The organism is Sunxiuqinia indica (genome assembly GCF_009847015.1).
Taxonomy (GTDB): domain Bacteria; phylum Bacteroidota; class Bacteroidia; order Bacteroidales; family Prolixibacteraceae; genus Sunxiuqinia; species Sunxiuqinia indica.
This window is the reverse complement of record NZ_WVEM01000010.1, coordinates 14,513-41,497: the sequence shown is the minus strand read 5'-3', so window position 1 is coordinate 41,497 and position 26,985 is coordinate 14,513. Positions and strand designations below refer to the sequence as shown.

Below are 26,985 nucleotides of genomic sequence, written 5' to 3'. Positions count from 1 at the left end.
GAAAAGTAATTAACAATCTTTGGTAAAATTAATAGACTTAAGATTAACGCTTTAATATTTATGGCCGAAAGCTACAAACAGCTTGTTGATAAGCTCAATTCGTACATTAGAAAGTATAACTTTTATCAATTTTTAAAAGGATTTATTTACTTTATAGTATTGATAATCAGTTATTATACTGTTATTTCACTGTTGGAGTATTTTAGCTATTTGTCGTCATCAGTACGCACATTCATCTTCTTTTTTACTTGTTTGTTGGTGGTGGGAATCGCCGTTTCATTTTTTATTATCCCTTTATTTCGGTTGATTGGCTTATTAAAAGGAATTAATCACAAGCAAGCTTCAGTTTATATTTCACAGTATTTTCCGGAAATAGAAGATCGTCTATTAAATATTATAGAACTGGAAGAAATAGGAGAGGAGACGGATCAAAAATTGGTTTGGGCGAGTATTGATGAAAAAATAGGTAAAATTAATTCAGTTCGTTTTTCTGATGCTGTTTCTTATAAAGGGCTCCGTAAAATTATTGCGGTGTTTGTTTCAGCGCTCACAATAGCTTTTTTATTGGCAAGCGTATTTCCAGGATTATATATTGAAAGCTCAGAGCGTTTAATTGCCTATAATCGAGAATTTGTAAAACCATCACCTTTTGAATTTGAATTACTTAACGATAGTCTTCAGGTTAAAAAGGGAGATCGGTTAACTATTAAGGTGGAGTGCAAAGGGAGGGAGTTGCCTGAAGTGATGTACGTAAATATAGCGGGTTCTAATTTTATGATGAGTAAGAATGAACAAGTGTTTTCTTATGAATTAGAACATGTCAACAATAGTTTTACAATTTATTTTACTGATTTGAATTTTCGCTCTGGCGCCTATTCAATAGAAGTGTTGCCTGCTCCTTTAATTTCAAATTATACGGTTCAGATTGAACCTCCGGCATATACCGGATATGAAATTACCAAAGAAAGTATGCTGGGAGATCTGGAGGTGCCTTATGGTTCAACTATATCTTGGAAGTTTACTACTGCTGACACTGACTCCTTATTTTTTACGGTGAATGGTGAATCTTATAAAGCTCAGTTGGTAGGTGATAATTATAAGTTTGAATACCAGGTTCGAAATAAAGCAAATTATTCCATATCGCTTAAAAACGAGTATTTTAATTATCAGGATATGCTGAGCTTCTCAATAGAGGTGATCCCTGATTTATATCCCGAAATTAAAGTTGTTCAATTAAGAGATTCAACTGATTTTACTCGTTTTTATTTTAAAGGAAATATTGGCGATGATTATGGCTTTCATGCGTTGAATTATCATTTGGTGATTCATGAAAATGACAGCATTATTGAGCTACCAATTGTAAAAAATTTAAGCAAACAAGATTTTTATTATACATACGATTTTAGTGATTTAGCTCAACAGGCCGATCACGTAGATTATTATTTTTCGGTTTCGGATAACGACTACTTTCATAATTACAAAGAAACGAGTTCTGAAATTTTTCAATTTGTTTTCCCTTCTGAGAATGAATTGGACAAGATGGATGATCAGAATTTTGAGGACTTGGAAACCCTAATGGAAGAGAGCTTTAAATTGAGTAATGAAATTCAGCAGTCAATTCAGGAATTGAAGTTTAAAAGCTTAAGCGAGAAATCTTCCAATTGGGAAAAGCAGCAATTGGTATCCGAAATTTTAAATAAGAAAAAGCGATTGGAAGATGTTTTGAATCAGGTTCAGCAAAAGAATAAAGAGATGAATAATATGAAAAATTCATTCTCGGATGAGAAAGCTGAAATGGTTGAGAAGCAAAAGCAAATAGAAGAACTTCTGGAAGACGTTTTCAATGATGAGCTAAAAGAACTATTTGAAGAATTTAATAAGTTAGCTGAGGAGTTTGACCAATCGAAGTTTGATGAGCTTTCTAATAAATCTGAGATGTCGATGGATGATCTTTCGAAGCAGTTGGAAAGAAACTTGCAGATGCTGAAACGCATGAAAATTGAGCAGAAAGTTGAAGATGTGATAGAAACATTGACAGAGCTGGGGCAAAAGGAGAAAGAAAATGCTCAGCAATTGGACGAGCAACGGAATTTTGAAGAAATTTTGTCAAAAGAGAATGATAACCAAGAACAGTTAGAGCGGATTAGTGAGGATTTAGAGCAGGCGCTCGAGCTGAATGAAACATTGGATAAGCCGATGAATTTACACTCGATGGACCGGGAGTTTAACGATATTAATACGAATTATGATGAAATAGGAGAGAACTTGGATCGTAAGCGAAAAAACAAGGCTGTGGAAGAAATAGAAAACAATTCTCGAAGTTTTGAGAGCACTTCGTTTATGCTCAATCAGATGTTGGCGGCGAATCAGCAGAAACAAAGTATGGAAAATATACGCGATCTTCAACAAATTCTCGATAATCTGATCTATTTATCGTTACATCAGGAGCAGTTACATGATGAAATTCGTGTGATTGATGAAAGCGATCCGCGTCTCTCAATAGTAAGAATAGAACAAGATCGGTTGATTGGCCAGAGCAAGGTTGTTAAAGACTCTTTGTACGCATTAGCTGCGCGAACACCTGAAATAAGTAGTGTTGTAAGCAAGGAATTGGTGAGCCTGGAACTGGCCATGAATAAGGCCGTAGACGAGCTTGAAGAAAGTCGATTGAGTACTGCTCTCCGGAATCAGCAAATGGCAATTACAGCAGCTAACAACATGGCGTTGTTCTTAAACGAGGCACTTGATAATCTTCAAAAGCAAATGGCTAATTCAATGCCCGGAGATCAACAGTGTGATAAACCAGGTTCCGGAAAAGGTGAAAATTTGAATATGCTCAAGCAATCGCAACAAAACTTGAAACAGCAATTGCAGCAAATGATTGAGCAGATGAAAAGCGGTCAGTCTGGAAATATGAGCAAAGAAATGGGGCAAACCTTGGCTCAGCAGGAGATGATGCAGCAAATGATTCGCGATTTGATGATGAACTCTGATGTAGGGAGCGCAGCCAAAGAACAGTTAAAGCAAATTAACCAGTTATTGGAGATGAATAATATTGATTTGGCGAATAAAAATATAACGACTTCGATGATCAACAGGCAGAATATGATTTTAAATAAGTTGTTGAAAGCTGAAAAGGCTGAAATGGAGAGAGATGTAGATGATGAAAGGGAATCGAAGACGGTTGATGAGAGTTTTTATAGTAACCCAATTGAGTTTTTTGAGTATAAAAAACAGGATAAGGAGTTTATTGATGATATTCAGCGTAATAATTTCCAGTTGCGAATTTTTTACGACAAAAAATATAAGGACTATCTAAACAAACTAATCGAGGAAAATTGAAGCGAGCGCATAGTATACCATCTCATTTAACCTATTTGTATGATGTGGAGACTTTTCTGCAAACTTTCATGAAAGAAGCAGGTCTGTCTGATGTACAATATGGTTCAATCGTTTTGAGTGTTTGCGAATCAGTGAATAATGCAATTACTCACGGAAATCGGCATGATATTAATAAAAAAGTTGATATTAGATTAGAGTGTTGTCAAAAGGAATTGAAGATTGAAATAGAAGATCAGGGAGATGGGTTTGACGTGGATAGTGTTCAGGATCCGACAGAAGTGAAAAATTTAAAAAATGAACGGGGAAGGGGAATCTTCATTATTCGTAATTTAGCCGACGAAGTTAGATTCGAGAATAATGGATCGTTAGTGAAAATTAAATTTAAACTGAGCAGTGAGCATCAACTTTTACTTTGAGGATGTTGAAGAGTTTCAACTAGACCTACCAAAATCTGAGGATTGGATTAAAAATACCATTTTAAATGAAGGAAAACAAAGCGGAGAAATCAGCTTTGTGTTTTGTAGTGATGACTATTTATTGGATATTAATCGTCAGTATCTGGATCACGATTATTATACCGATATCATAACCTTCGATTACGTAGAAGGCAGTTTGATATCCGGCGATATTTTTATCAGTATAGATCGCGTTAAAGAGAACGCCGATGTTTTTAAGGTCAGCTTTGAAAATGAGCTAAACAGAATCATCATTCACGGTGTTTTACACTTACTTGGATACAAAGACAAAGATTTGAAGCAAAAAGAGGTAATGACCGGTAAAGAGGATTATTATCTTCAGAAGTTTTAGTCTTTTCATATTCAAGCTTTTCTATTAATTTTGCCGTCTAAATTTTTTTTATGATGTTACCATTTTATGACGTAATAGTAGTGGGAGGTGGGCATGCCGGTTGCGAAGCCGCAACGGCAGCAGCGAATCTGGGATCGAAAACATTGCTCATAACAATGGACATGGGTAAATATGCTCAAATGTCCTGTAATCCTGCAATTGGTGGAATTGCCAAAGGCCAAATCGTTCGCGAAATTGATGCGTTGGGAGGACAAACCGGAATTGTAGCTGATATGTCATCCATTCAGTTTCGAATGTTGAATCGCTCAAAGGGGCCCGCGATGTGGAGTCCTCGCGTACAAAGCGATCGGTTTCGCTTTTCCGAATACTGGAGAAATATATTGGAGAATACTGATAATTTAGATTTGTGGCAGGATGCTGTCATTCATCTTGTAATTGAGGATGGCGTCGTAAAAGGTGTCCAGACTAAAATTGGTGTTGAGTTTCAATCCAAGACAGTGATTTTGACTAACGGAACCTTCTTAAATGGTTTGATGCATATTGGCCAAGCGAAGATGGAAGGTGGTCGGATAGGAGAGTCAGCAGCTTATTTTATTAGTGATCAGCTGCGGGAAGCCGGCTTTAAAACCGGACGATTGAAAACCGGAACACCAGTTCGAATTGATGGACGCTCTATTGATTTTTCAAAGCTTACCGAGCAGGAAGGAGATGAAGGACATTATAAATTTTCCTATTTTCCAGAAGTAAGATCTAAATTGAAGAAGCGTAGTTGCTGGATTACTTATACCTCTCCGGATGTGCATAAGGCATTGGAAGAAGGATTTGAAGATTCTCCGATGTATGACGGTACGATTCAAAGTACAGGTCCTCGTTATTGTCCGAGTATTGAATCAAAATTGGTAACTTTTGCAGCAAAGCAACAACATCAATTGTTTCTCGAGCCGGAAGGTGAAACGACACATGAGTTCTATTTAAATGGGTTTTCGTCGTCGTTGCCATGGCAAGTACAGTATAAAGCGTTACGGTTGATTGAAGGCTTTGAGAATGCGAAAATTTATCGCCCGGGATACGCTATCGAATATGACTACTTTGATCCAACACAGTTGTACCATACCTTGGAAACAAAGTATATCAAGAATTTGTATTTTGGTGGTCAGATTAATGGAACGACAGGATATGAAGAGGCAGCGGCGCAAGGAATTATGTCTGGGATTAATGCTCATTTAAAGGCGCATAATAAGCCCGAGTTTACATTAGGTAGAAACGAGGCTTACATTGGTGTTTTAATCGATGATTTGGTGACAAAGGGAGTGGATGAGCCTTATCGTATGTTTACTTCTAGAGCTGAATATCGGATCTTATTGCGACAAGATGATGCCGACGTGCGGTTAACACCAAAAGCATTTCAACTCGGACTGGCTTCAAAAGAGCGCTTGGACTTGCTGACTGAAAAAATCAAATTGCGCGATGAGATTATAGAATTTGTTTCTAATTTTTCGATTAAACCACAATTCATAAATGAGGTTTTGGAGGCGAAAAACACCTCACCTTTGAAACAGGGAGTGAAACTAAAAGATATAATTTCGCGGCCTCAGATTTCTATTTTTGACGTGATCGAACCGGTCACACCTTTCAAAAAAATGCTTCAAGTAATTCCCGAAAATCGATACGAGGAAATCGTGGAATCAGCTGAGATTTTGATTAAATATTCAGGTTATATTGAACGTGAAAAATTAATGGCTGAGAAGTTCAAACGGCTCGAAAATATCAACATTGAGGATAAATTTGACTACGAAAGTATACACACAATATCAACAGAGGCACGGCAAAAACTGACTCGAATCAAGCCGCAAACTATTGGACAGGCCAGTCGGATATCCGGGGTAAATCCGTCGGATATCAACGTGCTTTTGGTGATGCTAGGACGCTAATGTTCCACGTGGAACAAAAAGATAAAATCAACTTATGAATTTAAAAGAAACCATCAGGAATATTCCTGATTATCCGGAAAAGGGGATTAATTTTAAGGATATTACGACCATGTTGAAAGAGCCAGAAGCTTTTAATTATGTCGTTGATCAAGTGCATGAGAACTTCAAAAATAAAGGAATTACCAAGATTGTTTCATTGGAATCTCGCGGATTTATCGTAGGTGGGGCAGTAGCTTATTTGCTGAATGCCGGCTTTGTTCCGGTGCGTAAAAAGGGAAAATTGCCAGCCGAAACAATACAGGAATCCTATGAGCTTGAATATGGATCTGATGTGATTGAGATGCATGCTGATGCCCTGAATGAAGATGATGTTGTTTTAATTCATGATGATCTTTTGGCTACAGGAGGAACAGCTTTGGCTGCTTTAAACCTGGTGCAAAAAATGAATGTGAAAAAGGTGTATTTTTCCTTCATTTGTGATTTGAAATTTATAGCCAATGGAAAGAAAAAGGCACTATCAAATTACGAAACTCATACCTTGGTTGAGTATTAAAATTTCTTTGTGAAGTGAAATATTCATCCGTAAATAGAAATATTGAAGAGCTGAAAAAGCAAGTTTCTGTGCTTCCGGATAAGCCGGGAATTTACCAATATTTCGACAATACGGGGAAGATTATTTATGTAGGTAAAGCGAAAAATCTCAAGAAAAGAGTCTCGTCTTATTTTTCAAAAAATCATGAAAATAGAAAAACAGCATTGCTTGTTCGCGCCATTGCTGACATTAAACATTTGGTTGTTGAGACCGAACAGGATGCTCTTTTATTAGAAAATAACCTGATAAAAAAATACCAACCCCGGTATAATATTCGGCTAAAAGATGACAAAACCTACCCATGGATTGTAATCAAAAATGAACCTTTTCCAAGGGTATTTCAAACCAGGAATGTTATTCGTGACGGCTCTCAATATTTTGGTCCTTATACATCGGTAATGACCGTTCGAACATTACTTGAATTATTCCGAAAACTGTATAAATTACGAACGTGTAAGTACAATTTATCGAAAGATAATATTGCCAGTGGAAAGCTAAAAGTATGTTTGGAGTATCACATTGGAAACTGTTTGGGACCTTGTGAAGGATATCAAGCGGAAGAAGATTACAAAAAATATATCGACGAAATTCGTGATATTTTGAAAGGAAATATTGCGATTGTGATTAACTATTTGCGAGAGTTGATGCAGCGATATGCTGAAAATTTTAAGTTTGAAGAGGCCAATGAGGTTAAAGAGAAGCTCCAGATTCTGGAAAAATTTCAAAATCGATCAACCGTTGTCAGTTCAACAATTACCGATGTGGATGTATTTACGATAGATGTTGTGGAAAAGGCAGCTTTTGTAAATTACTTGAAAGTAATAAACGGAGCCATTGTGCAAACGTATACCACGGAAATTAGAAAAGCACTGGATGAATCGAAGGAAGAGCTGCTGGAATATGCGATTGTTGATATCAGGCAAAAGATATTCTCGAATGCCAGGGAATTGTTGGTTCCCTTTCATCCTGAGTTTGAAATGGAGAATGTCAATTTTAGAGTTCCGGTAAGAGGCGATAAGAAGAAATTGCTGGATTTATCACTTCGAAATGCGAAGTATTTTAGACTGGAAAAAGAGAAGCAGCAAATTTTAGCCAAGCCGAAAGATAACACCAAGCGTATTCTGGAAACCATAAAAAAGGATTTGCAATTGAAAGAATTGCCGGTTCATATTGAGTGTTTCGATAATTCCAATTTGCAAGGATCGAATCCGGTTGCTGCTTGCGTGGTTTTTAAAAATGGCAAGCCTGCAAAAAGGGAGTATCGCCATTTTCATATAAAGACGGTGGAAGGGCCAGACGATTTCGCATCAATGCAGGAAATTGTTTACCGGCGCTACAAGCGATTGATTGACGAGGAAAAATCGCTACCGCAACTAATCATTATTGACGGTGGAAAAGGTCAATTGGGAATGGCGCTGAATGCACTTGAACAATTAAATTTGAGAGGAAAGATTTCAATTATTGGAATTGCGAAGAAATTGGAGGAAATATTTTTCCCGGGCGATTCCGTTCCGCTGTATTTAGATAAAAGTTCGGAAAGTTTAAAAGTGATTCAATTTGCCCGGGATGAAGCTCACCGTTTTGGAATTACTTTTCATCGTCAACTGCGTTCGAAGAATTTCATTAAATCGGAACTGGAAGAAATACCAGGAATCGGAGAGAAGACTGTTCAGTCACTTTTGAAGCAATTTAAAAGCCTTGAGAATTTAAAAAATCAGCCCTACGATACTGTTGCCAAGGAAATAGGCGATTCTAAGGCCGTTAAAATATTCGATTATTTTAAGCTAAAGCGCTGATATATAATTTTGTATTCATTAAATATCCCCAAAAAATCGATATCCGTTTTGAAATCAATCTAGATCAATTTCTGTACTTTTCGTCTTCATTTAATAGTCCGAGGTAAGAATAGTACCGACTTTCGGCAATTTCACCTTCCTGAACATATTTTTTGACTTCGCACCCTGGTTCGTGAGTATGGGTACAATTGTAGTACTGGCATTTTTCGAGCAGTTTGAAAATTTCAGGGAAATAATGAGAAATTTCTTCTTTTTCCATTTCGAGCAAACCAAAACCTTTTATTCCTGGTGTGTCGATAATGTAACCTCCAAAACTCAATTCAAACATTTCAGAAAAAGTAGTTGTGTGTTTTCCTGTTTGATGATAGTCTGAGATTTCGCGGGTTTTTAAATTTAGTTTGGGTTCAACGGTATTAATCAAGGTTGATTTACCAACACCGGAATGACCGGCAAAAACGTTGGTTTTATTTTCCATCCAACTTTTTAGCGTATCCATACCAATATTCTTTTTGGTTGACGTTTTTAAACAACGGTAACCAATATTTTGGTACAACTCGATCAATTCATCCAAATGTTTGGTCTGATCAAGGTGGTAACGGTCAATTTTGTTAAAAATCAAAGTGCAGGGAATACGGTAAGCTTCGGCCGAGGCTAAAAATCGATCGATAAACGTAGTGGTTGTAACCGGATAGTTAATGGTAACCACCAAAAAAGCCTGATCAATATTAGCCGCAATGATATGAGACTGTTTTGACAGGTTGGGTGATTTACGAATAATGTAGTTTTTACGTTCTACTATTTTAGTAATCAGACCATTGATTATGTTTTTGTTGCCTTCGGTTTCTTCTTCCACCATTTTATATTCAACATGGTCGCCCACAGCAATCGGGTTAGTACTTTTAATTCCTTTCAACCGGAAATTCCCTTTGATTTTGCATTCAACTTTCTCACCGTTTTCTGATTGTACGGTGTACCAGCTGCCTGTGGATTTTATGATAATTCCTTTATTCAATTTCTGCGATTTTTATAGTGAAGAATGTTTATCTTTCGATCTGTAAGATAATTCAAAATTAAGAAAAATAGTGAAACGTATTTTAAGCTACAATGTGAATGGTATTCGTGCTGCCATTAAAAAGAATTTTATAACGTGGTTAAAAAGTGAGAATCCGGCTATTATTTGTTTGCAGGAAACGAAAGCGCAGCCTGGTCAAATGAGTGAGGAGGCATTCGAAGAAATGGGTTATCAGATTTACGCTCATTCAGCTGTAAAGAAGGGATACAGTGGAGTTGCTATTCTTTGTAAGGAAAAACCCGATCATGTGGAGTACGGGATGGGAAACGATAAATACGATGTTGAAGGAAGGGTAATTAGAGCTGATTTTGGCGATTTAAGTGTGATAAGCGTCTATTTCCCTTCCGGGACCACCGGAGGCCCCAGACAGGCTTATAAGATGGATTTTTTAGCCGACTTTCATGCTTACCTGAACGAATTGCGGAAAACACGTCCGAATTTGGTTGTTTCAGGCGATTACAATATTTGTCGTTTGTGGATTGACATTCATAATCCGGAAAAGCAACAAAATACTTCAGGGTTTTTGCCCGAGGAAAGAGAATGGTTTCAACAGTTTGTTGATGATGGTTATTTCGATAGTTTTCGGGAGGTTGTTCAGGAGCCGGATCATTATTCGTGGTGGAGTTACCGTGCTGGTTCGAGAGCACGAAATAAGGGATGGAGAATTGACTATCATATGTTGACAAAACCCTTGAAAAATCGCATTTCAAATGCGGGAATACTGGCCGATGTTGTTCATTCGGACCACTGCCCGGTTTGGGTGGAACTGGATGTTTAAATCAAGAAATGTTTCACGTGGAAACGAATGTAAGTCAGGCAATATGACGCTGACTTGCTTCTATTTTATCAATTTGTTAAAAAAAAACTTACTCCCAATCCAGAATGATTTTTCCACAGTTTCCTTCTTCCATAATGTCAAAAGCTTCCTGAAATTTTTCAGCTTTTATGCGATGGGTGATAACAGGCATGATATTTAAACCGGAAGTCAACATCATTTCCATGTGGTACCAGGTTTCGTACATTTCGCGTCCGTAAATACCTTTCAGTGTCAGACCTTTAAAAATAAGTTTACTCCAGTTTATTTGCGTGTTTTCAGGAAGTAGTCCGAGTAAGGAAATTTTACCACCGTTGTACATGTTTTCTACCATGTCTTTAAAAGCGACGGGAGAACCACTGCATTCTAACCCAATGTCGAAACCGGCTACCATGCCTAAGCTTCCCATGGCGTTGTGGATGCTTTCTTTGGTTGGATCAATAACTTTTGTAGCGCCCATTTTCCGGGCTAAATCACGTCGATAACTGCTTAAATCGGTGCCAACAACATTCCGAGCTCCGGCAAATTTGCTTACGGCCGTAGCCATCGCTCCAATGGGGCCTCCAATGCCGGTGATCAGCACATCTTCGCCCAAGAGGGGGAAGGAGAGTGCCGTATGTGTCGCATTACCCAGCGGGTCCATAATAGCCATAATTTCATCCGGAATGGAAGGGTCTACTTTCAACACGTTTTTATCTGGAACGGCAATGTATTCAGCAAAACCGCCATCGCGTTGAACGCCGATGCCAAGGGTATGATCGCAAATATGCTGGCGACCCCGACGACAATTACGGCAAAATCCGCAGGAAATATGACCTTCAACCGTTACTCGTTCACCCACGTGAACCCGATCCACTTCCGATCCGGTTTCAACCACTTCGCCCATGTATTCGTGGCCAATAACGACAGGCGTTTTAATTGTGTTTTGTGCCCATTTATCCCATTTGTAGATGTGAAGGTCGGTGCCACAAACTGCAGCCTTCTTTATTTTGATTAAAACGTCGTTGTGACCAACCTTAGGTATCGGAACTTCTTCCATCCAAAGACCACGTTCAGGTTTACTCTTTACAATTGCTTTCATAAATAATCCCTTGAGTTTGCTTAGCAAGTTAGGGCAATTTGAAAGGAAAATATAGAATGAATGTCATGTTCCTGAGCCGTATAAATAAAAAAAAGCCTCCCAAAAGCTGAGAGGCTGAATGTATAATGATTACGCTAAAAATTAATGCGAGTGTCCGTGAAAATAGCTATGCGCAAACTTATCCAACGTGGTGCGTAATTTTTCAATCACTTCCAGATCGGTGCTTTGTTTGGCTTTCATTGAAAATACAAGCAGATGATGCAATAAAGCCAGCTGATTGGTGTATTTGGCGTACGCTTCAACATTAGTAGGATCGACCGGCTTAATTCTTTGGTGCAAAAAGTATTGACTTACAATGTCCTGAATTTTCGTAGCATGCTCTTCTTTATTCACCACCCAACGCACCAGCTGGTTGTAATTTTTGTCGCCGGCTTTCGATAGTTCGTTAATCTGGTTCATCGATTTCTCGAGGGTTGTGATGTGCTCTGAAATTTGTTCTATACGAAGAGAATCACCATAGATTCCACAAGGAATTTCGCAGTGGGCAAAGCTCTTTTGACTAATTGTTAATCCGGTAATTAATAATGTAATTGCCAATAATTTTTTCATGATATATTCAATTTTAGTATTATACCTAATAGAACATCATGAACAAGAATTAGTTTGATGGAAAAGCGGGAGCAAAAAAAATTCCTTACACAGACGCAATAGATTTTCTTTACAGTGCAATTATTTCTTTATTTCAATTCCCAGCTAAATCCGTCTTTGGTGTCTTTTACTTCAAAGCCTAATTTAGCCAGTTCATCGCGGATTTTGTCTGCTGTTGCCCAGTCCTTATTGGCTTTGGCATCAACTCGCAATTGCAGTAGTAAATCGATCGCGTGTTCGTAAGCCTCGGTGTTGGCTCCACCTTGTTGCTCTGCCTTTTTTAAGCCAAACAGATCAAAAACAAAGGTGCTGTATAAGCTTTTAAGTTGTTCCAAATCGTCAGCAGAAATGCTGGCTTTGTCATCTGCAATGGAGTTGATCATTTTCACCCCATCAAACAAATGGGCAATGGCAATCGGACTGTTTAGATCATCATTCATCGCCTCGTAGCATTTTCCGCTCAAGCTTTTTACGTCAACCGTCGATTCAGCTTTTGCTTCCAGCTTATCCAAAGTTTCAACCGCTTTTAGCAGGCGTTCCATACCTTTCTCGGCAGCTTGCAAGGCTTCGTTCGAAAAATCCAAGGTGCTGCGATAATGCGCCATTAGCATAAAAAAGCGGATGGTCATGGGGTTATAAGCTTTTTCCAATAAGTCATGTTCACCCGTAAAAAATTCTTCCAGAGAAATGGCATTGCCCAACGATTTGCCCATTTTCTGCCCATTCAGTGTAATCATGTTGTTGTGCATCCAGTAACGGACGGCATCTTTTCCATGAGCGGCTTTTGCTTGGGCTATTTCAGCTTCGTGGTGGGGAAACGTCAAATCCATTCCACCACCGTGAATATCAAAAGTGTCCCCCAAATATTTGCAGCTCATGGCTGTACATTCAAGGTGCCATCCCGGAAAACCATCACTCCACTTGGAGGGCCAGCGCATGATGTGCTCCGGCGAAGCTTTTTTCCAAATGGCAAAGTCCAGTGGCGAGCGCTTTTCATCTTGCCCATCTAACACCCGCGTGTTGGTTTGCAGATCTTCAATTTTGCGACCCGAAAGTTCTCCATAAGGATAGTCGTTGGCGTATTTTTCAACATCAAAATAAACCGACCCGTTGCTTTCGTATGCATAGCCGGCAGCGAGAATTTGCTCAACGGTTTGAATTTGTTCTATAATATGCCCGGTTGCACGTGGCTCAATACTTGGTGGCAATACGTTTAGCTGTTGCATGTTTTTATGGTAGTCGTTCGTGTAAATCTGAACTACCTCCATAGGCTCCAACTCATCCAGCCGAGCTTTTTTTGCAATTTTATCTTCGCCCTCATCAGCATCGTTGGCCAAATGTCCTACATCCGTAATATTTCTGACGTAGCGAACCTTATAGCCAATATGTTTCAAGTAGCGAAACAATAAATCGTAAGTAACGGCCGGACGTGCATGCCCTAAATGGGCTTTGCCATAAACGGTTGGTCCGCAAACATACAAACCTACTTTGCCCGAACGAAGCGGGATGAAAACTTCCTTTTTGCGTGATAATGTATTGTAAATCTGTAGCTGATTTTCCATTGGTTCCAGAAATTTGTGCAAAGGTAGAAAATTTCTGCGCAACTGGAGAGGCTCATTTACGTTTGAATATCGTCCGCCTTGCTGAGAATGAGATTTATATTACCGGAAGATGAATAGAAAAAACAGACCCTTTTCCAACTTCACTTTTTACTTCAAGATTTCCTTTATTTCTTTTGACAAAATCGTTACAAAGAACTAAGCCTAAGCCGGTTCCTTTTTCCTTGTTTGTTCCTTCCGATGAGTAGTTTGTTTCTAACTTAAAAAGGTCATCAATATTTTCAGGACTGATACCAATTCCTGTATCTTGTACTTCAATACGTATTTTTTCATGATTTTTAGAGGCGTCCAGTGTAATCGTACCCTTCGAACTTGTGAATTTTATAGCATTTGAAATCAAGTTCCGGAGTACAGTCTCAAGCATTAATTGATCGGTGGAGAGACTAAAGTCTGAAGGAATCTTATTAATAAATTGAAGATCTTTTTCCTGCAATCTAAGCTGAAACAGAAGAAAAATATGATTGACTAATTCCTGCAAATTGATCGGTTGAGTTTCAACTTTATTTTCACCAGATTCAAGATATGACCAGTTTAGGAGGTTGTCAACCAGAGCAAAACTTTGTTTTGCAGATTGAGAAACTAACGAGTTGTAATAGCCAATTTTGCTGAAGTCTTGGTTTTTGATCTCTTCATCAATTAAATCAAGAAAACTAATCATGGATGATATTGGTGCCCGTAAATCATGAGAGATGATTCGAAAAAATCGGTCTTTTGCGACATTCAATTTCTTTAATTGCTTATTTTTTCTTTTGATCTGATCATCCTTCTTCAAAATTTCGAGCTCATCTTGTTCTTTATGCAATAAGATAAAAATCAATGGCCATGCAATCGAGACGATAAAAAGCCCCAATCCTGGTAACACATTATAATATTCTGGGCTATGGAGAATTAGATCTATCTTGAGTAGAAAGGTATGAATTGCTCTGTTTAAAAAGAGGATTGATAGAATAAAACCAAGCCAACCTGCTGCTTTTTGTAATTTTGAACGAGGATTTCGTAATGAGAAGTCGATCCATACATAGGCGTAGAATAAGAACCAAAAGAAAGAAGCTACAATAACTCGTTGATTAATATTATTGGATGCTATTGCGTATAAAATACTAAAAATGAGTCCGATAATGAGTAGAGTAGTGAATTTCTTTTTGACAAACGTTTGCGTTGCTGTAAGCAAAGTATAGATTTCCAACGCTACACCAACAGCCAAAAAAGTGTTTCCTATAGACATGGCGGCCGGCTCCAGATTTCTAACTTGGAGAAAATAGATCAGCCAGGCAACTGTTTGCAAAGATCGGGCTAAAACATACTTGTTAAGTTTACGAATTCTGGAATGGTACAATCGAATGTAGATCAGGAAAAAAGTAATAATGAATAGATTTCCAAGGATCAGAAAAAGGAACAATGTTTTTACATTAACGTCTAACATCAGCTTGCCATCGGTTAGTTGGAAGATAATATTACGAACATTTTTGTCTTTTAGCTATCGTTTGCAACAGATAGTTTTATTAAAAATGTTCAGCAACATTAATATTCCAGTTAATTAACTGCTTTTTCCAGCTGTGAATGATCATTTTAATAATATCCCAACCATTTTCCCCGGATCCACCCATTCGTCAAACTGTTCGGATGTCAGTAGTCTTAAATCAAGGGCAGCCTGCTTTAGAGTCAAGTTTTCAGCATGAGCTTTTTTCGCAATCTTGGCGGCGTTCTCATAGCCAATGTGTGTGTTCAGCGCGGTCACCAACATCAGGGAATTTTTCAGATGCTCATCAATCCTGGTGTGGTTAGGTTCGATACCACCAGCACAATGGTCATTAAAAGCCTGGCAAGCATCGCCCAGCAAGGTTGCCGACTGCAAAAAAGCGTTGATCATGACGGGCTTAAACACATTCAATTCAAACTGTCCGTTTGATCCGGCAATGGAAATGGTGGTATCGTTGCCCATAATTTGAGCGCAAACCATGGTCAGCGCTTCCACCTGCGTGGGATTAACCTTGCCGGGCATGATGGAAGAGCCGGGCTCGTTGGCGGGAATCGTGATTTCGCCAATTCCTGAACGCGGTCCGGAAGCCAGCAACCGAATGTCGTTGGCTATTTTCATCAGGCTGACAGCCAACTGTTTTAAGGCGCCATGCGATTCGACAATCGCGTCGTGTGCAGCCAGTGATTCGAACTTGTTTTCAGCCGTTACAAAGGGTAAGCCGGTTAATTTGGCAATGGATTTTGCCACTTCTTCAGGATAACCATCAGGCGTATTGAGGCCGGTTCCGACAGCCGTTCCTCCCAATGCCAATTCTGAAAGGTGAGGAAGCGTATTTTTTAAGGCTTTTAATCCGTGATTCAATTGCGAAACGTAGCCCGAGAATTCTTGTCCCAGGGTGAGGGGAGTAGCATCCATCCAGTGGGTACGGCCAATTTTGACGACGTTCATCATTTCCTTAGATTTCATTTGCAAGGTATCACGCAGCAGTTCAACCTTTGGGATGGTGTGCCCGATCAGTTTTTTATAGGCTGCAATGTGCATGGCCGTGGGAAACGTGTCATTCGACGACTGCGACTTATTGACGTCGTCATTCGGATGAATAAACAGCTCGCCTTCACCCAACTTATTACCGGCCAAAACGTATGACCGGTTCGCCACAACTTCATTTACATTCATATTGGACTGTGTTCCTGAGCCGGTTTGCCATACCACCAGCGGAAACTCATCATCCAATTCGCCTGCGATAATTTCATCGCATACTTGTTGAATTAGCTCACTTTTTTCGTTGGGTAAAACGCCTAATTTTTCGTTAGTGATGGCTGCCGCTTTTTTCAGAAAACCGAACGCATGGATAATTTCAACAGGCATACTGGCTGCGGGTCCAATTGGGAAATTCTGAACAGAGCGTTGGGTTTGCGCTCCCCAGTATTTATCTGCAGGAACTTTCACTTCGCCAAGTGTGTCTTTTTCAATTCGATATTTCATAGCAATTGTATTCATTAGTTTCAACTACTACGACACGCGAACCGTTAAGTTTGTTTGATTCTATAGAATCCGGATTTGTTTGAGTGATGGGTTTGCTGATTTTCAGGGAAATGAAAAAATGAATGGCTTTGTTTTTTCATTCAAAATTGCACCTATATTTGCGGCTAGTTATTTGATGTTTTGAATGAATAGGTTAACGCCTTTAAAAGAGCGGCTTCTGCTGAAAAATCAGGAGGAGTACCAGGTGAAATACAACTATTTGAAATTCCCTTCACCGGAAGAAGCAGCGACTGCGACGCAAGAACGACAAGCGATTTTGTCGGCTATTGAAAGCAGGGTCAAGTGGGGATTTCATAACAGCAAAGTGGATGTTTCGAAACTGTCCAAAGGTTGTCAGCTTTGTGGAGAAGGGCAATGGTCTTGTCTCTTCATCAACAATTTGTGTAACGGGAAATGTTTCTATTGTCCTACGCAACAGTCTGACATGGGCCAGCCGGAGACCAACACGCTACTATTTGTTGATCCAAAAACCTATGTCGACTACGTCCGTCAATTTGGGTTTAAAGGAGTGAGTATTTCAGGAGGCGAACCACTGATTTCATTTGAGAAAAGCTTGTCGTTTGTCAAAGCGGTGAAAGAGGCCTTTGCTGATGAAGTTTACGTTTGGCTATACACTAACGGCATTTTATTGACGCCAGAGAAAGTCGAAGCGCTAAAGAACGCCGGACTAAATGAAATACGCTTCGATATTGGTGCTACCGATTACAAAACCGACCAACTGAAGTTAGCTGTTGGGCAAATTCCAGTTGTAACAGTTGAAATACCCGCTGTTCCGCAGGAAGAAGAATTGCTGAAGGAGAAAATAAGGGAGTTGAAAGATTTGGGAGTGAATCACCTGAATTTCCACCAGATGCGGTTGACCCCTTACAATTTCAACAAGTTGATTGAACATGATTACACCTACAACCATGGCGAAAAAGTTACCGTGATGGATTCGGAATTGACGGCTTTGCGACTCATTCAATTTGCGTTAGACCAGAGCATTGATTTACCCATCAACTACTGTTCGTTTGTTTATAAAAACAGGCATCAAAAGTCGGCCAATCGTCAAAAACATGCTTCGATCGTAAAATATTCATGGGAAGAAATTACCGAGAATGGGTTCATCCGAAATCTCTTTGTTAAAGTGAAAGCTGATGATCATCATTCAATTCAGAGGCAATTTGAGCGGGAATTGGCTGAAGGGAAAATGGCTTTTAGCGCAGCAATCAACCGGCTCGATTTTCACGTGGAACAGCTGCCTGAAATCAAACGACTGAACTTGCCATTGTTTGTGGAATACCATGTCAGCCAGATTTTTCCACAGGCCACCGGATTAAATGATTTTGAAACGATTTATTTGAATGAAGAACAGGAAGTGGTGGTTGAACGCCGACCGGCAGCTTTGCCTGTTGAATTGACTGCTGAAAGGCTGGAGGTAGTTGAACAACTACTGAATGGCAAGATCGGATATGATGAGCCTGATGATGCTTCAGTACAACAAATCATGACTTTCGAATTGATCCCGGAAGGCTTGGCGGAATATTATTAGCAATCCCAATCGATCGAGCGGTTTAAAACCGTCCGATCGACTTTAAACAGCTCGCTTAGTTTTGTTGCAATTTGTGCAGAATTTCCAGCATTTCAGGGGCAAGATCGGTGTGGTGATGTACAATTTTCCAGCTTCCGTTTTCTTTCCGGTAGATATTGGTCACTCGAACCTGACCGTGAACCTTGTTTCCTGCAATCTTAAACTCGGCATCCTCCGTTCCTGTTTCATAAGCGAGGTCGGCGGATGCGACGATGAGTTGATCCTTAAGCTCAACTTTTCCGTCGCTGGACACTTGTGCTACTTGATCCCAGCTGTTCCAAACGTCGTCCCATCCGATCTGGCACCCTCCAACCGGATGCATGGTAGAAACTTGTTGTCCGTGCGACCAGATTTCTTTTAGCGATTGCGCATTGCCATTCACCATCTTATTTAAAGCGGTATAAAACTGACTTGATGCTTTGCGAACTTCATCTTCATTTGCCATAAGTTGTATTCCTTTCGTTTTGGTAACAGATTAGCTTACTGCTTTTTTGTGAAGGAGTTACAAAAATGGCCATAAAAAATACCAACAAGTCTTTATTTGTGGCATGCCGGGGGATGATTTTTCTTTAGAGGTCTGGAAAATATTTCAGTTTGAAAAAATGGAAGTTAGTATTTCAGGTGCTAATTTAATCCCACGAAATTGGAAATAGCGGCCAGTAAGCTATAAATCGGAGAATCTGCTAAGCAGCTCTGGCAGTGGCTGAAGGTAAACAGGCAGTCAATCAGGTCGGTGAACATGTGAAACAGCAGCCCGATGCCGATGATGTTGAATGGCCTGCGGAAGAACAGCAAAACAACATAGCCGGCCATGGCATAATAGGAGTGCAGTGGGTGAAAGCCAATACTGCAGCGGTCGGCCTGAAATATCGGTGTCGCCAGCAGATGATCCAGGTCAACCAGTATGGTTAACAGCAGAATGAGGTATGCTTTTTTCCATTCGCTCCGGAAGAAAATCCAGGCAATGGCCAGCGGGAAAACCAAGTGTAAGAAGTAATGCGTAAAAACTTGCATAGGCGCTTTAAGCTAATCTCTTTACCGAACTACTCAAGAGGAAGTAAAACAGTGCTGCAAGATATTCAATTTAACCCGGATTATGTATTAGAACTTCGTTATGAGTATTTTCAATACGTAATAGATATTCTAGTGCATATTGCGGGTTTAATCAATCGGAGTTTAAGCGTTGTTGCTTTTTCCGGTTAAATGCTTTTCCTTATCTTCCCGGTCCTAAATTCAAAACAATGCAACAAAAAGTTTATTTCTTATCGACTTGCGACACTTGTCGGCGGATCATGAAGGAAGTAGGTGTTGACGATAGCTTTGAGCAGCAAGACATTAAGTCTAGCCCCGTAACCGAAGAGCAAGTGGTGGAGTTCTACCAGCACACTGGCAGTTACGAAGCGCTGATTAATAAACGGGCCCGTAAGTTGAAAGAAGTGTTGACTGAAAACCCGGTAAAGGATGATGCCGATTACAAGAAACTTTTGCTGAAGGATTACACGTTCCTGAAGCGTCCGGTTTTTGAAATTGATGGTCAGCTATTCGTTGGAAATGCCCCCAAAGTTGTAGAAGCAATCAAAAGAAAGCTCAAACGCTGATTTGTTGATGACCAGCAGTGACAGAGCTGGTCATTCAGTCGCCGGGGAGTCTTTTGCTGATTACTCAGTCTTACACAACATTGATCAAGTCCTCTTTCGGTTTTGTCAGTTGTCCAAAAACAGAAGCATTGAGATCGTATTTTTCCAGGATGGCTTTCACTTCATCTAATGAACTTTCCTCTACGGCAAGCAGCAGCCCGCCAGAAGTTTGAGGATCGCAAAGTAGCAACTTGTCATCTTCCGACTTTAATTTTACGCGGCAACCATAACTGTCCCAATTGCGATGAGTACCACCGGGAATACAGCCTTGCACAATGTATTCGGCCACTTCAGCAAAGCGTGGAATTTTGTCCATCTCAATTTCTGCTGACAATTTGCTTCCCTCACACAACTCCGTTAAGTGCCCCAACAGTCCAAATCCCGTCACATCGGTCATTGCTTTTAAACTGGGTATTTGGGCCAGTTCGGCTCCAACTTTATTTAGCTTCATCATCGAATCGGGAGCAATCTGGCTGTGCTCAGGCTTTAGTTTTCCATTTTTCTGAGCGGTAGTTAAAATTCCAACGCCCAAAGGTTTGGTTAAAAGCAAGTGGCAACCTTCAGTGGCAGTGTCATTTTGCTTGAGCTGATCGATTGCAACCTGCCCGGTAACCGCCAGCCCAAAGATTGGCTCAGGACTATCAATACTATGACCGCCAGCCAGCGGAATGCCCGCTTCAATACATGATTGACGACCTCCATCCAATACCTGTTGAGCAATTTCGGGAGCCAGTTCATTCACCGGCCAACCCAAAATAGCAATGGCCAGCAACGGCTTTCCGCCCATGGCATACACATCGCTGATGGCATTGGCAGCCGCGATTTTTCCAAAGGTGAACGGATCGTCAACAATGGGCATAAAAAAGTCGGTGGTGCTGATAATCGCTGTACCATTCTGCATATCGTAAACAGCTGCATCATCGCGGCTATCATTCCCAACAAGTAGGTGGGGATGGTCAACCGCAGCCAGCTGGCTTTGCAATATGGTGCTTAATACTTTAGGTGATATTTTACAGCCACAACCGGCGCCATGACTATATTGCGTGAGCTTGACTTCGTTCATATTCTTCTACAAATTTTATAAGGATTTGAGCATTTATCCGGGCATCGATTTTCGAAAGCTTTAATCGATGCACCCTTGTTGGATCGCGATGTTCAACACCACGGTTGTAAGCTTTATCGTAGTATCGAAGGGCAATCATTGCGACTTCAAAATAGTTGTTCTCAACCAGGTAATCGTTCGCCAGCTTTACATTTTGTCCGCCTAACCGTTTGCTGATACCATTAATCGCCGATGCCAGCAAATCATTTCCAAATGAGGCGTAATCGCTAACCAAAAACTTTGCGCGTTCAGCTTTCGGGATGTCAATAAAATAAACCGGTTGCTGGCGTATCTGGCGGAAAAAGTTGATTGGAATTTTTACATGTCCAATACTGTGACTTTCATCTTCCACCCAGATTGGTTTGTTTAATTGAAATTGACGTAGTTGCAGATGGAGCTCATTTTCAAATTGCTCCACCGTTGGCTGGGCGCTTTCACCAATCGCTCCAAAAGCGGATCCTTTGTGATGGGCCAAGCCCTCCAGATCAATGACCTGCTGCCCCAATTCCCTGATTTTTTCAAGCAATTGTGTTTTTCCGCTACCGGTGTAACCTCCCAGTACCCGAAGTTGAAAGGGCTGGTCAAAAAAGTTTAGCACATAATTACGATAGGCTTTATAGCCCCCGGTAATTACGTACACTTCATCAAAACCATTGCTGTGCAAGTGTTCGGCAAATGCCTGGCTACGCATGCCGCCCCGCCAGCAATGTACGGCAACAGCCTGTTTCCCGGCTACATTGCGACTTTCGCGGATAAACCAATCCAGTTTTGGTGTGACGTATTGATAACCCAGTTCAATGGCTTTTTCGCGCGACTGTTGTACGTAAACCGTACCTACATCTGCTCGTTCTTCATTCGAAAATAGTGCAATGTTGGTCGCTCCCGGAATATGGCCTTTTTCAAATTCTCCGGGCGAACGAACATCAATCAGAGGCAGTGGGTGCTCCTGAGAAAAATAGTCACCGATGCTGATTTTGGTTATCATGAGTGCAAAAGTAGCTGATTTTTTCGTACTACCCTGTCGGGCTATTTATCCATTTTGCAACTTGATGTGTTGCCAATTTCAATCTTAAGCCTACTTATTCCTTGATAATTATCACTTTTGACATTACATTTGCATCAATTTATTGAATGTTCCCTGTGATTGGGAATTTGTGGTTATAAAGAAGAGTGGAGAGAACGGGCTCTGTTAAACTCTGGCAACCCTCTGTTAAACAACGGGAACGGTGCCAAAACCCGGCCGGTAACGGAATTATAATTGAAACTAAAATTTGAAAGAGTGAAAATACAATCAAACTTCCATTTCCTGTTAAGCTTCATGCATTTTTCGAACCGATGTATGCGCTGATCGGCGCCATATATTTCTGTTTTCCACAAAATAGTTTAGCAGATTGATTCCAAATCATCAGGGCTAAGCTTAAATAGAGACAAGACTAACACAAAGAGAGAAATGATTTTTGAACCCAGGACATATCGCAACAGTTTTTCGAAAGAACGCTTTCAGTCGTTTGTAATTACCTGCAATGATTCCGATTTATGGATTGGAGTTGATCCTGCTTCATATAAAGATGAGATGAGTGCAGTGGCGTTGAAAAAACTCACAGCCATGCAGAGCGAACTGGAAGTTTACATTGCAGGTGACAGTTTTTTTAAGAAAAGCCTGAAACCTTGTGATGTACAGGAAAATGCGCCAGATTTTGTCAGGTCGATGGCCGAGGCTGCTGAAAAAGCAGGCGTTGGTCCAATGGCCGCAGTGTCTGGCATGTTTAGTGAGTTAATTGGTAGGGAGCTTTTGGAAAACTTCTCAATCGATGAATTGGTTGTTGTCAACGGTGGCGACATCTACATGAAACTGCAAAAATCGCAGGTAATGACTGTTTTTGCAGGCGAATCGCCCCTGTCGGGAATGGTAGGATTAGAAATTGATGCTGAACAAACACCACTGGGTATTTGTACTTTTGCTCAGACAGAGCAAACCCCGATGAACTTTGGAAAGGCTGATGCCGTAATTATAGTCTGTAAAGACGCCGCTTTGGCTGATGCATTTACAACAGGGTTTGGCAATTTGATTAAAAAGCCAGCCGATGTGGAGAAAGTATTAAAACGCACGGAACGCTTTGAGGAAGTTATTTCGGCTGTGCTGATCTGCGATGATCAGATCGGCATCCGAGGTGAATTTGAAATAAAACTTTTAAGTTGAAAAATGAGGCAAAAGTGAGCGGGTGACTCTGAGTCACCCGCTCACTAAAACCCGCCCAAACAAAATAAGATGACAGATAAAAACGACATACGCGAAGAACTAAAAACCAGGGTTCTGGTGCTGGATGGTGCCATGGGAACCATGATTCAGAAATACAAATTGGAGGAGCAGGATTTCCGAACCGACGAAATGGCTGAACTGACCAATGAAATGTTCGGAAATAACGATATGCTTTCCTTGACACGTCCGGAGATTATTCGTGGGATTCATGCTGAGTTTTTGGATGCCGGATCCGACATTTTGGAAACCAATACTTTTAATGCCAACCGCATTTCTCAGGCTGATTATCACACCGAGAATTGGGTGTATAAAATGAATAAAGCTTCTGCTGAGTTGGCTCGCGATGTCGCAGATCAGTTTACCCAAAAAGACCCCTCAAAACCACGTTATGTCGCTGGTGCGCTGGGGCCAACCAACAAGACCTTATCGCTTTCACCTGATGTGAATGATCCCGGCTATCGGGCAGCTTCGTTTGATAGTGTGAAAGAAGCTTACCGTGAGCAACTGGAAGGTTTGCTGGATGGTGGTGTTGACCTGTTGCTGGTGGAAACCATTTTTGATACGCTGAATGCCAAGGCGGCGTTGTTTGCTGTTGAAGAAGAGTTGGAAAAACGAGGAATTCGCCTTCCGGTGATGGTTTCCGGAACAATTACCGATGCCAGTGGACGGACACTTTCCGGACAAACGGTGGAAGCTTTCCTGAACTCCATGCGCCATATCGACCTGTTGAGTATTGGATTGAACTGCTCGCTGGGAGCCAAAGATATGCGCCCCTATTTGGAGGAAATGGCTAAAAAAGCGCCATTCTACATCAGTGCTTATCCGAATGCCGGGTTGCCAAACCAGTTTGGTGAATACGATGAAACACCGGAAGAAATGGCGGGGCAGGTGAAAGACTTTTTGGACAATCATTTTGTCAATATTATTGGTGGCTGTTGTGGCACAACGCCGGATCATATTCGCAAATTTGCCGGTATTGCTGCAGCTGCCGAACCACATATCAAACAAAAAAATGATGAACTGACTCGCTTCAGTGGACTGGAGCCGGTGACCATCACTGCTGATACCAACTTTGTGAATATCGGTGAGCGTTGTAATGTATCGGGTTCACGTAAGTTCGCGCGGTTGATTCGCGATGAAAAATATGAAGAGGCGCTGGCTGTAGCTCGCGCCCAGGTGGAAGATGGTGCCCAGGTGATTGATGTGAACCTGGATGACGCCATGCTGGATGCCAAGAAGGAAATGGTCACCTTCCTGAACCTGTTGATGGCCGAACCCGACATCGCCAAACTACCGGTGATGGTCGATTCGTCGAAATGGGAAGTGATTGAAGCCGGATTGAAATGCTTGCAGGGTAAGGCGATTGTGAACTCCATCAGTATGAAAGAAGGAGAGGAGCAGTTTCTTGAACAAGCCCGAAAAGTAAAACGCTATGGTGCGGCAGTGGTTGTGATGGCTTTTGATGAAAAAGGACAGGCTGACAACTTTGAGCGACGCATTGAAATTTGTGAACGCGCCTACAAGTTGCTCACTGAGAAGATCAACTTCCCCGCTGAAGATATCATCTTCGACCCCAATATTCTGACGATTGGGACGGGAATGGAAGAGCACAACAACTATGCGGTGGACTTTATCAAGGCCATAAGCTGGATTAAAAATAACCTGCCACATGCCAAAACCAGCGGGGGTGTGAGTAACGTGTCATTCTCCTTCCGCGGAAATAATTTGGTGCGTGAAGCCATCCACTCGGTGTTCCTGTTTCATGCTATTAAAGCCGGACTGGATATGGGAATTGTGAATCCGGGTATGCTACAGATTTACGATGAAATTCCGAAGGATTTACTCGAATATGTAGAAGACCTGGTGATGAACCGCCGTCCGGATGCGACCGAACGATTGTTGGAATTTGCCCAGGATTTGAAGGCAGATCCCAATAAAGTAGTGCGTAAAGATGAATGGCGCGAACTGCCGCTCGAAAAGCGACTGGAGCACTCCCTGGTAAAAGGATTGCCCGATTTTATTGAACAGGACCTGGCCGAAGCATTGCCTAAATATCAGCCAACACTAAATATCATTGAAGGGCCGCTGATGGACGGCATGAACGTGGTTGGCGACTTGTTTGGATCGGGAAAAATGTTCCTGCCCCAGGTGATCAAATCAGCCCGGGTGATGAAAAAAGCGGTGGCCTTTTTGTTGCCGTATATCGAGGCTGATAAAGCCAAATACAAGAATCAGCAAAGCAGTCAGAAAAAAGTACTGATGGCCACTGTAAAAGGTGATGTGCATGATATTGGTAAAAATATTGTGGGCGTGGTGCTGGCTTGCAACAACTACGAAGTCATTGATTTAGGAGTGATGGTTCCAACCCAAAAGATATTGGAAACCGCCAAGAAGGAAAAGGTCGATATCATTGGGCTGAGTGGCTTGATTACGCCCTCATTGGAGATCATGGCCAGTGTAGCGACTGAAATGGAACGCCAGAATTTTGACCTTCCGCTGCTGATTGGTGGCGCTACAACTTCAAAAATTCATACGGCGGTAAAAATTGAACCCAATTATTCGCATCCGGTTATTCACGTGAAAGACGCCAGTCGCACAGTGAATGTGGTGGCGAACTTATTGGCAAACAATAAGGAATATATCCAGTCGGTAAAAGACGATTACGCCAAAGTACGCGAGTTTCATGGTCAAAAGAAGAAAAGAGAATACCTGACCCTGGAGGAAGCCCGTGCCAATAAGTTTCAAATTGACTGGAGCAGAGATGAAATATATAAACCCAAACAAACGGGTATTTTTGAGTTGATTGATTTCCCGATTGCAGAATTGCGGAAGTACATCGACTGGAATTTCTTCTTCTTTGTATGGGAATTGCGAGGCAAATTTCCGGATATACTGGAAGATGAACGCCAGGGCGAGCAGGCCCGCAAAGTGTATGAAGATGCTCAGAAGATGTTGGATGAGATCATCGAAAAGAAAATGATTCAGGCCAACGGAATTTATGGTATCTGGCCGGCACATTCCGAAGGAGATGACATTGTTCTGTTTGATGATGAAGGCCGGGAAAAAGAACTGGGTCGTTTTTATCATTTGCGTCAGCAGGAAAAGAAACGCGAAGGCTCCCCCAATTTCTGTTTGTCAGATTTTGTGGCTCCCAAGGAAATTGATAAAACCGATTATTGCGGCGCATTTGCCGTAACTGCCGGTGTTGGTATCGAAAAGTGGATGGCTGAGTTTAAAGCAGATCATGACGACTATAACGCAATTATGCTCGAAGCGCTGGCCGATCGGCTGGCCGAGGCTTTTGCTGAGCTGTTGCACGAGAAAGTGCGCCGCGAATACTGGGGGTATGCTCCGGATGAAAACTTAAGCTGGGATGACATCCTGAAAGTGAAATACCAGGGAATTCGCCCGGCAATGGGTTATCCGGCTTGCCCGGAACACCACGAAAAGGAGAACCTCTTTAGTGTGTTGGGCGCTGAAAAGATTGGTATTACACTATCCGAACATTATGCCATGTACCCAACCGCAGCGGTGTGCGGACAGTTTTTTGCCCATCCCGAATCACGTTATTTCAGCTTGGAGAAAATTGGTAAAGATCAGGTGGAAGATTATGCACGCCGCAAAGGAGTTTCAGTAGATTTGGTGGAACAGTTCCTGCCGGTTAACTTGAACTATAAAGGCGTATAAAA

21 protein-coding genes and 1 riboswitch are annotated in these 26,985 nt (G+C 41.1%); of the genes, 11 read left to right on the top strand and 10 right to left on the bottom strand.

The genetic code is table 11. The features are described from left to right. The first annotated feature begins 60 nt into the window (after positions 1 to 60). The 6 genes from GR929_RS15035 to uvrC are packed head-to-tail and all read left to right on the top strand — an operon-like array spanning position 61 to position 8,468. Positions 61 to 3,342, top strand: coding sequence for a DUF4175 family protein (locus GR929_RS15035; protein ID WP_159521233.1), 3,282 nt, complete (start codon positions 61 to 63; stop codon positions 3,340 to 3,342). Further along, positions 3,339 to 3,758, top strand: coding sequence for an ATP-binding protein (locus tag GR929_RS15030; protein WP_159521231.1), 420 nt, complete (start codon positions 3,339 to 3,341; stop codon positions 3,756 to 3,758). Before GR929_RS15035 ends, GR929_RS15030 begins: the two co-directional genes overlap by 4 nt. Further along, positions 3,736 to 4,149, top strand: a complete 414-nt coding sequence (ybeY, locus tag GR929_RS15025; RefSeq protein ID WP_159521229.1) for an rRNA maturation RNase YbeY — start codon at positions 3,736 to 3,738, stop codon at positions 4,147 to 4,149. The genes GR929_RS15030 and ybeY overlap by 23 nt, the downstream gene beginning before the upstream one ends. A 50-nt stretch (positions 4,150 to 4,199) precedes the next feature. Then, entirely contained in the window at positions 4,200 to 6,080 is a 1,881-nt protein-coding gene (gene mnmG / locus GR929_RS15020; protein WP_235934388.1) for a tRNA uridine-5-carboxymethylaminomethyl(34) synthesis enzyme MnmG, read from the top strand. A 34-nt stretch (positions 6,081 to 6,114) separates the two neighbouring features. After that, complete coding sequence (locus GR929_RS15015) at positions 6,115 to 6,633, top strand: adenine phosphoribosyltransferase (RefSeq protein ID WP_159521219.1); 519 nt, start codon at positions 6,115 to 6,117, stop codon at positions 6,631 to 6,633. A gap of 14 nt (positions 6,634 to 6,647) precedes the next feature. Then, positions 6,648 to 8,468, top strand: coding sequence for an excinuclease ABC subunit UvrC (uvrC, locus tag GR929_RS15010; protein WP_159521217.1), 1,821 nt, complete (start codon positions 6,648 to 6,650; stop codon positions 8,466 to 8,468). A gap of 64 nt (positions 8,469 to 8,532) precedes the next feature. On the opposite strand, the gene rsgA is transcribed toward uvrC, so the two are convergent. Then, positions 8,533 to 9,480, bottom strand: coding sequence for a ribosome small subunit-dependent GTPase A (gene rsgA, locus GR929_RS15005; RefSeq protein ID WP_159521215.1), 948 nt, complete (start codon positions 9,478 to 9,480; stop codon positions 8,533 to 8,535). Between the two features lie 70 nt (positions 9,481 to 9,550). On the opposite strand from rsgA, the gene GR929_RS15000 reads away from it, so the two are divergent. Further along, entirely contained in the window at positions 9,551 to 10,318 is a 768-nt protein-coding gene (locus GR929_RS15000; RefSeq protein WP_159521213.1) for an exodeoxyribonuclease III, read from the top strand. 88 nt (positions 10,319 to 10,406) lie between these two features. Here GR929_RS15000 and tdh read toward each other — a convergent pair whose 3' ends face one another. From tdh to fumC, 5 genes are all read right to left on the bottom strand, one after another. Beyond that, positions 10,407 to 11,435 (bottom strand): L-threonine 3-dehydrogenase, encoded by a 1,029-nt coding sequence (gene tdh, locus GR929_RS14995; RefSeq protein ID WP_159521211.1) that lies wholly within the window; start codon positions 11,433 to 11,435, stop codon positions 10,407 to 10,409. A 141-nt stretch (positions 11,436 to 11,576) separates the two neighbouring features. Further along, positions 11,577 to 12,044, bottom strand: coding sequence for a superoxide dismutase [Ni] (locus GR929_RS14990; RefSeq protein WP_159521209.1), 468 nt, complete (start codon positions 12,042 to 12,044; stop codon positions 11,577 to 11,579). A gap of 128 nt (positions 12,045 to 12,172) precedes the next feature. Continuing rightward, entirely contained in the window at positions 12,173 to 13,645 is a 1,473-nt protein-coding gene (gene cysS, locus GR929_RS14985; protein ID WP_159521207.1) for a cysteine--tRNA ligase, read from the bottom strand. Between the two features lie 94 nt (positions 13,646 to 13,739). Further along, on the bottom strand, positions 13,740 to 15,125 hold the full coding sequence (locus GR929_RS14980; RefSeq protein ID WP_159521205.1) for a sensor histidine kinase: 1,386 nt from the start codon (positions 15,123 to 15,125) through the stop codon (positions 13,740 to 13,742). A 141-nt stretch (positions 15,126 to 15,266) separates the two neighbouring features. Beyond that, the gene (gene fumC, locus GR929_RS14975) at positions 15,267 to 16,667 is read right to left on the bottom strand and encodes a class II fumarate hydratase (protein ID WP_159521203.1); all 1,401 of its coding nucleotides are present in this window, start codon (positions 16,665 to 16,667) and stop codon (positions 15,267 to 15,269) included. 184 nt (positions 16,668 to 16,851) lie between these two features. Here fumC and GR929_RS14970 point away from each other — a divergent pair, with 184 nt between their 5' ends. Then, on the top strand, positions 16,852 to 18,258 hold the full coding sequence (locus tag GR929_RS14970; RefSeq protein WP_159521201.1) for a radical SAM protein: 1,407 nt from the start codon (positions 16,852 to 16,854) through the stop codon (positions 18,256 to 18,258). 55 nt (positions 18,259 to 18,313) lie between these two features. Here the strand turns inward: GR929_RS14970 and GR929_RS14965 are convergent, their stop codons facing one another. Both GR929_RS14965 and GR929_RS14960 read right to left on the bottom strand, forming a co-directional pair. Continuing rightward, on the bottom strand, positions 18,314 to 18,742 hold the full coding sequence (locus GR929_RS14965) for a YybH family protein (RefSeq protein ID WP_159521199.1): 429 nt from the start codon (positions 18,740 to 18,742) through the stop codon (positions 18,314 to 18,316). 179 nt (positions 18,743 to 18,921) lie between these two features. After that, entirely contained in the window at positions 18,922 to 19,311 is a 390-nt protein-coding gene (locus tag GR929_RS14960) for a DUF6122 family protein (protein ID WP_159521197.1), read from the bottom strand. Between the two features lie 227 nt (positions 19,312 to 19,538). Here GR929_RS14960 and GR929_RS14955 point away from each other — a divergent pair, with 227 nt between their 5' ends. Next, positions 19,539 to 19,895 carry an arsenate reductase family protein gene (locus GR929_RS14955; protein ID WP_159521195.1) on the top strand — a complete coding sequence of 119 codons (357 nt, stop codon included), beginning with the start codon at positions 19,539 to 19,541 and terminating at the stop codon, positions 19,893 to 19,895. 70 nt (positions 19,896 to 19,965) lie between these two features. Here the strand turns inward: GR929_RS14955 and selD are convergent, their stop codons facing one another. Both selD and mnmH read right to left on the bottom strand, forming a co-directional pair. Continuing rightward, entirely contained in the window at positions 19,966 to 20,997 is a 1,032-nt protein-coding gene (selD, locus tag GR929_RS14950; protein WP_159521193.1) for a selenide, water dikinase SelD, read from the bottom strand. Continuing rightward, the gene (gene mnmH, locus GR929_RS14945; protein ID WP_159521191.1) at positions 20,969 to 22,021 is read right to left on the bottom strand and encodes a tRNA 2-selenouridine(34) synthase MnmH; all 1,053 of its coding nucleotides are present in this window, start codon (positions 22,019 to 22,021) and stop codon (positions 20,969 to 20,971) included. The genes selD and mnmH overlap by 29 nt, the downstream gene beginning before the upstream one ends. A gap of 170 nt (positions 22,022 to 22,191) precedes the next feature. Further along, a riboswitch (SAM riboswitch) is annotated at positions 22,192 to 22,297 on the top strand. Between the two features lie 189 nt (positions 22,298 to 22,486). On the opposite strand from mnmH, the gene GR929_RS14940 reads away from it, so the two are divergent. Beyond that, a complete protein-coding gene (locus GR929_RS14940) occupies positions 22,487 to 23,236 on the top strand; it encodes a UPF0280 family protein (protein WP_159521189.1) in 750 nt (249 codons plus the stop codon). Positions 23,237 to 23,305: 69 nt separating this feature from the next. Beyond that, positions 23,306 to 26,983, top strand: coding sequence for a methionine synthase (metH, locus tag GR929_RS14935; protein WP_159521187.1), 3,678 nt, complete (start codon positions 23,306 to 23,308; stop codon positions 26,981 to 26,983). Positions 26,984 to 26,985: the final 2 nt, after the last annotated feature.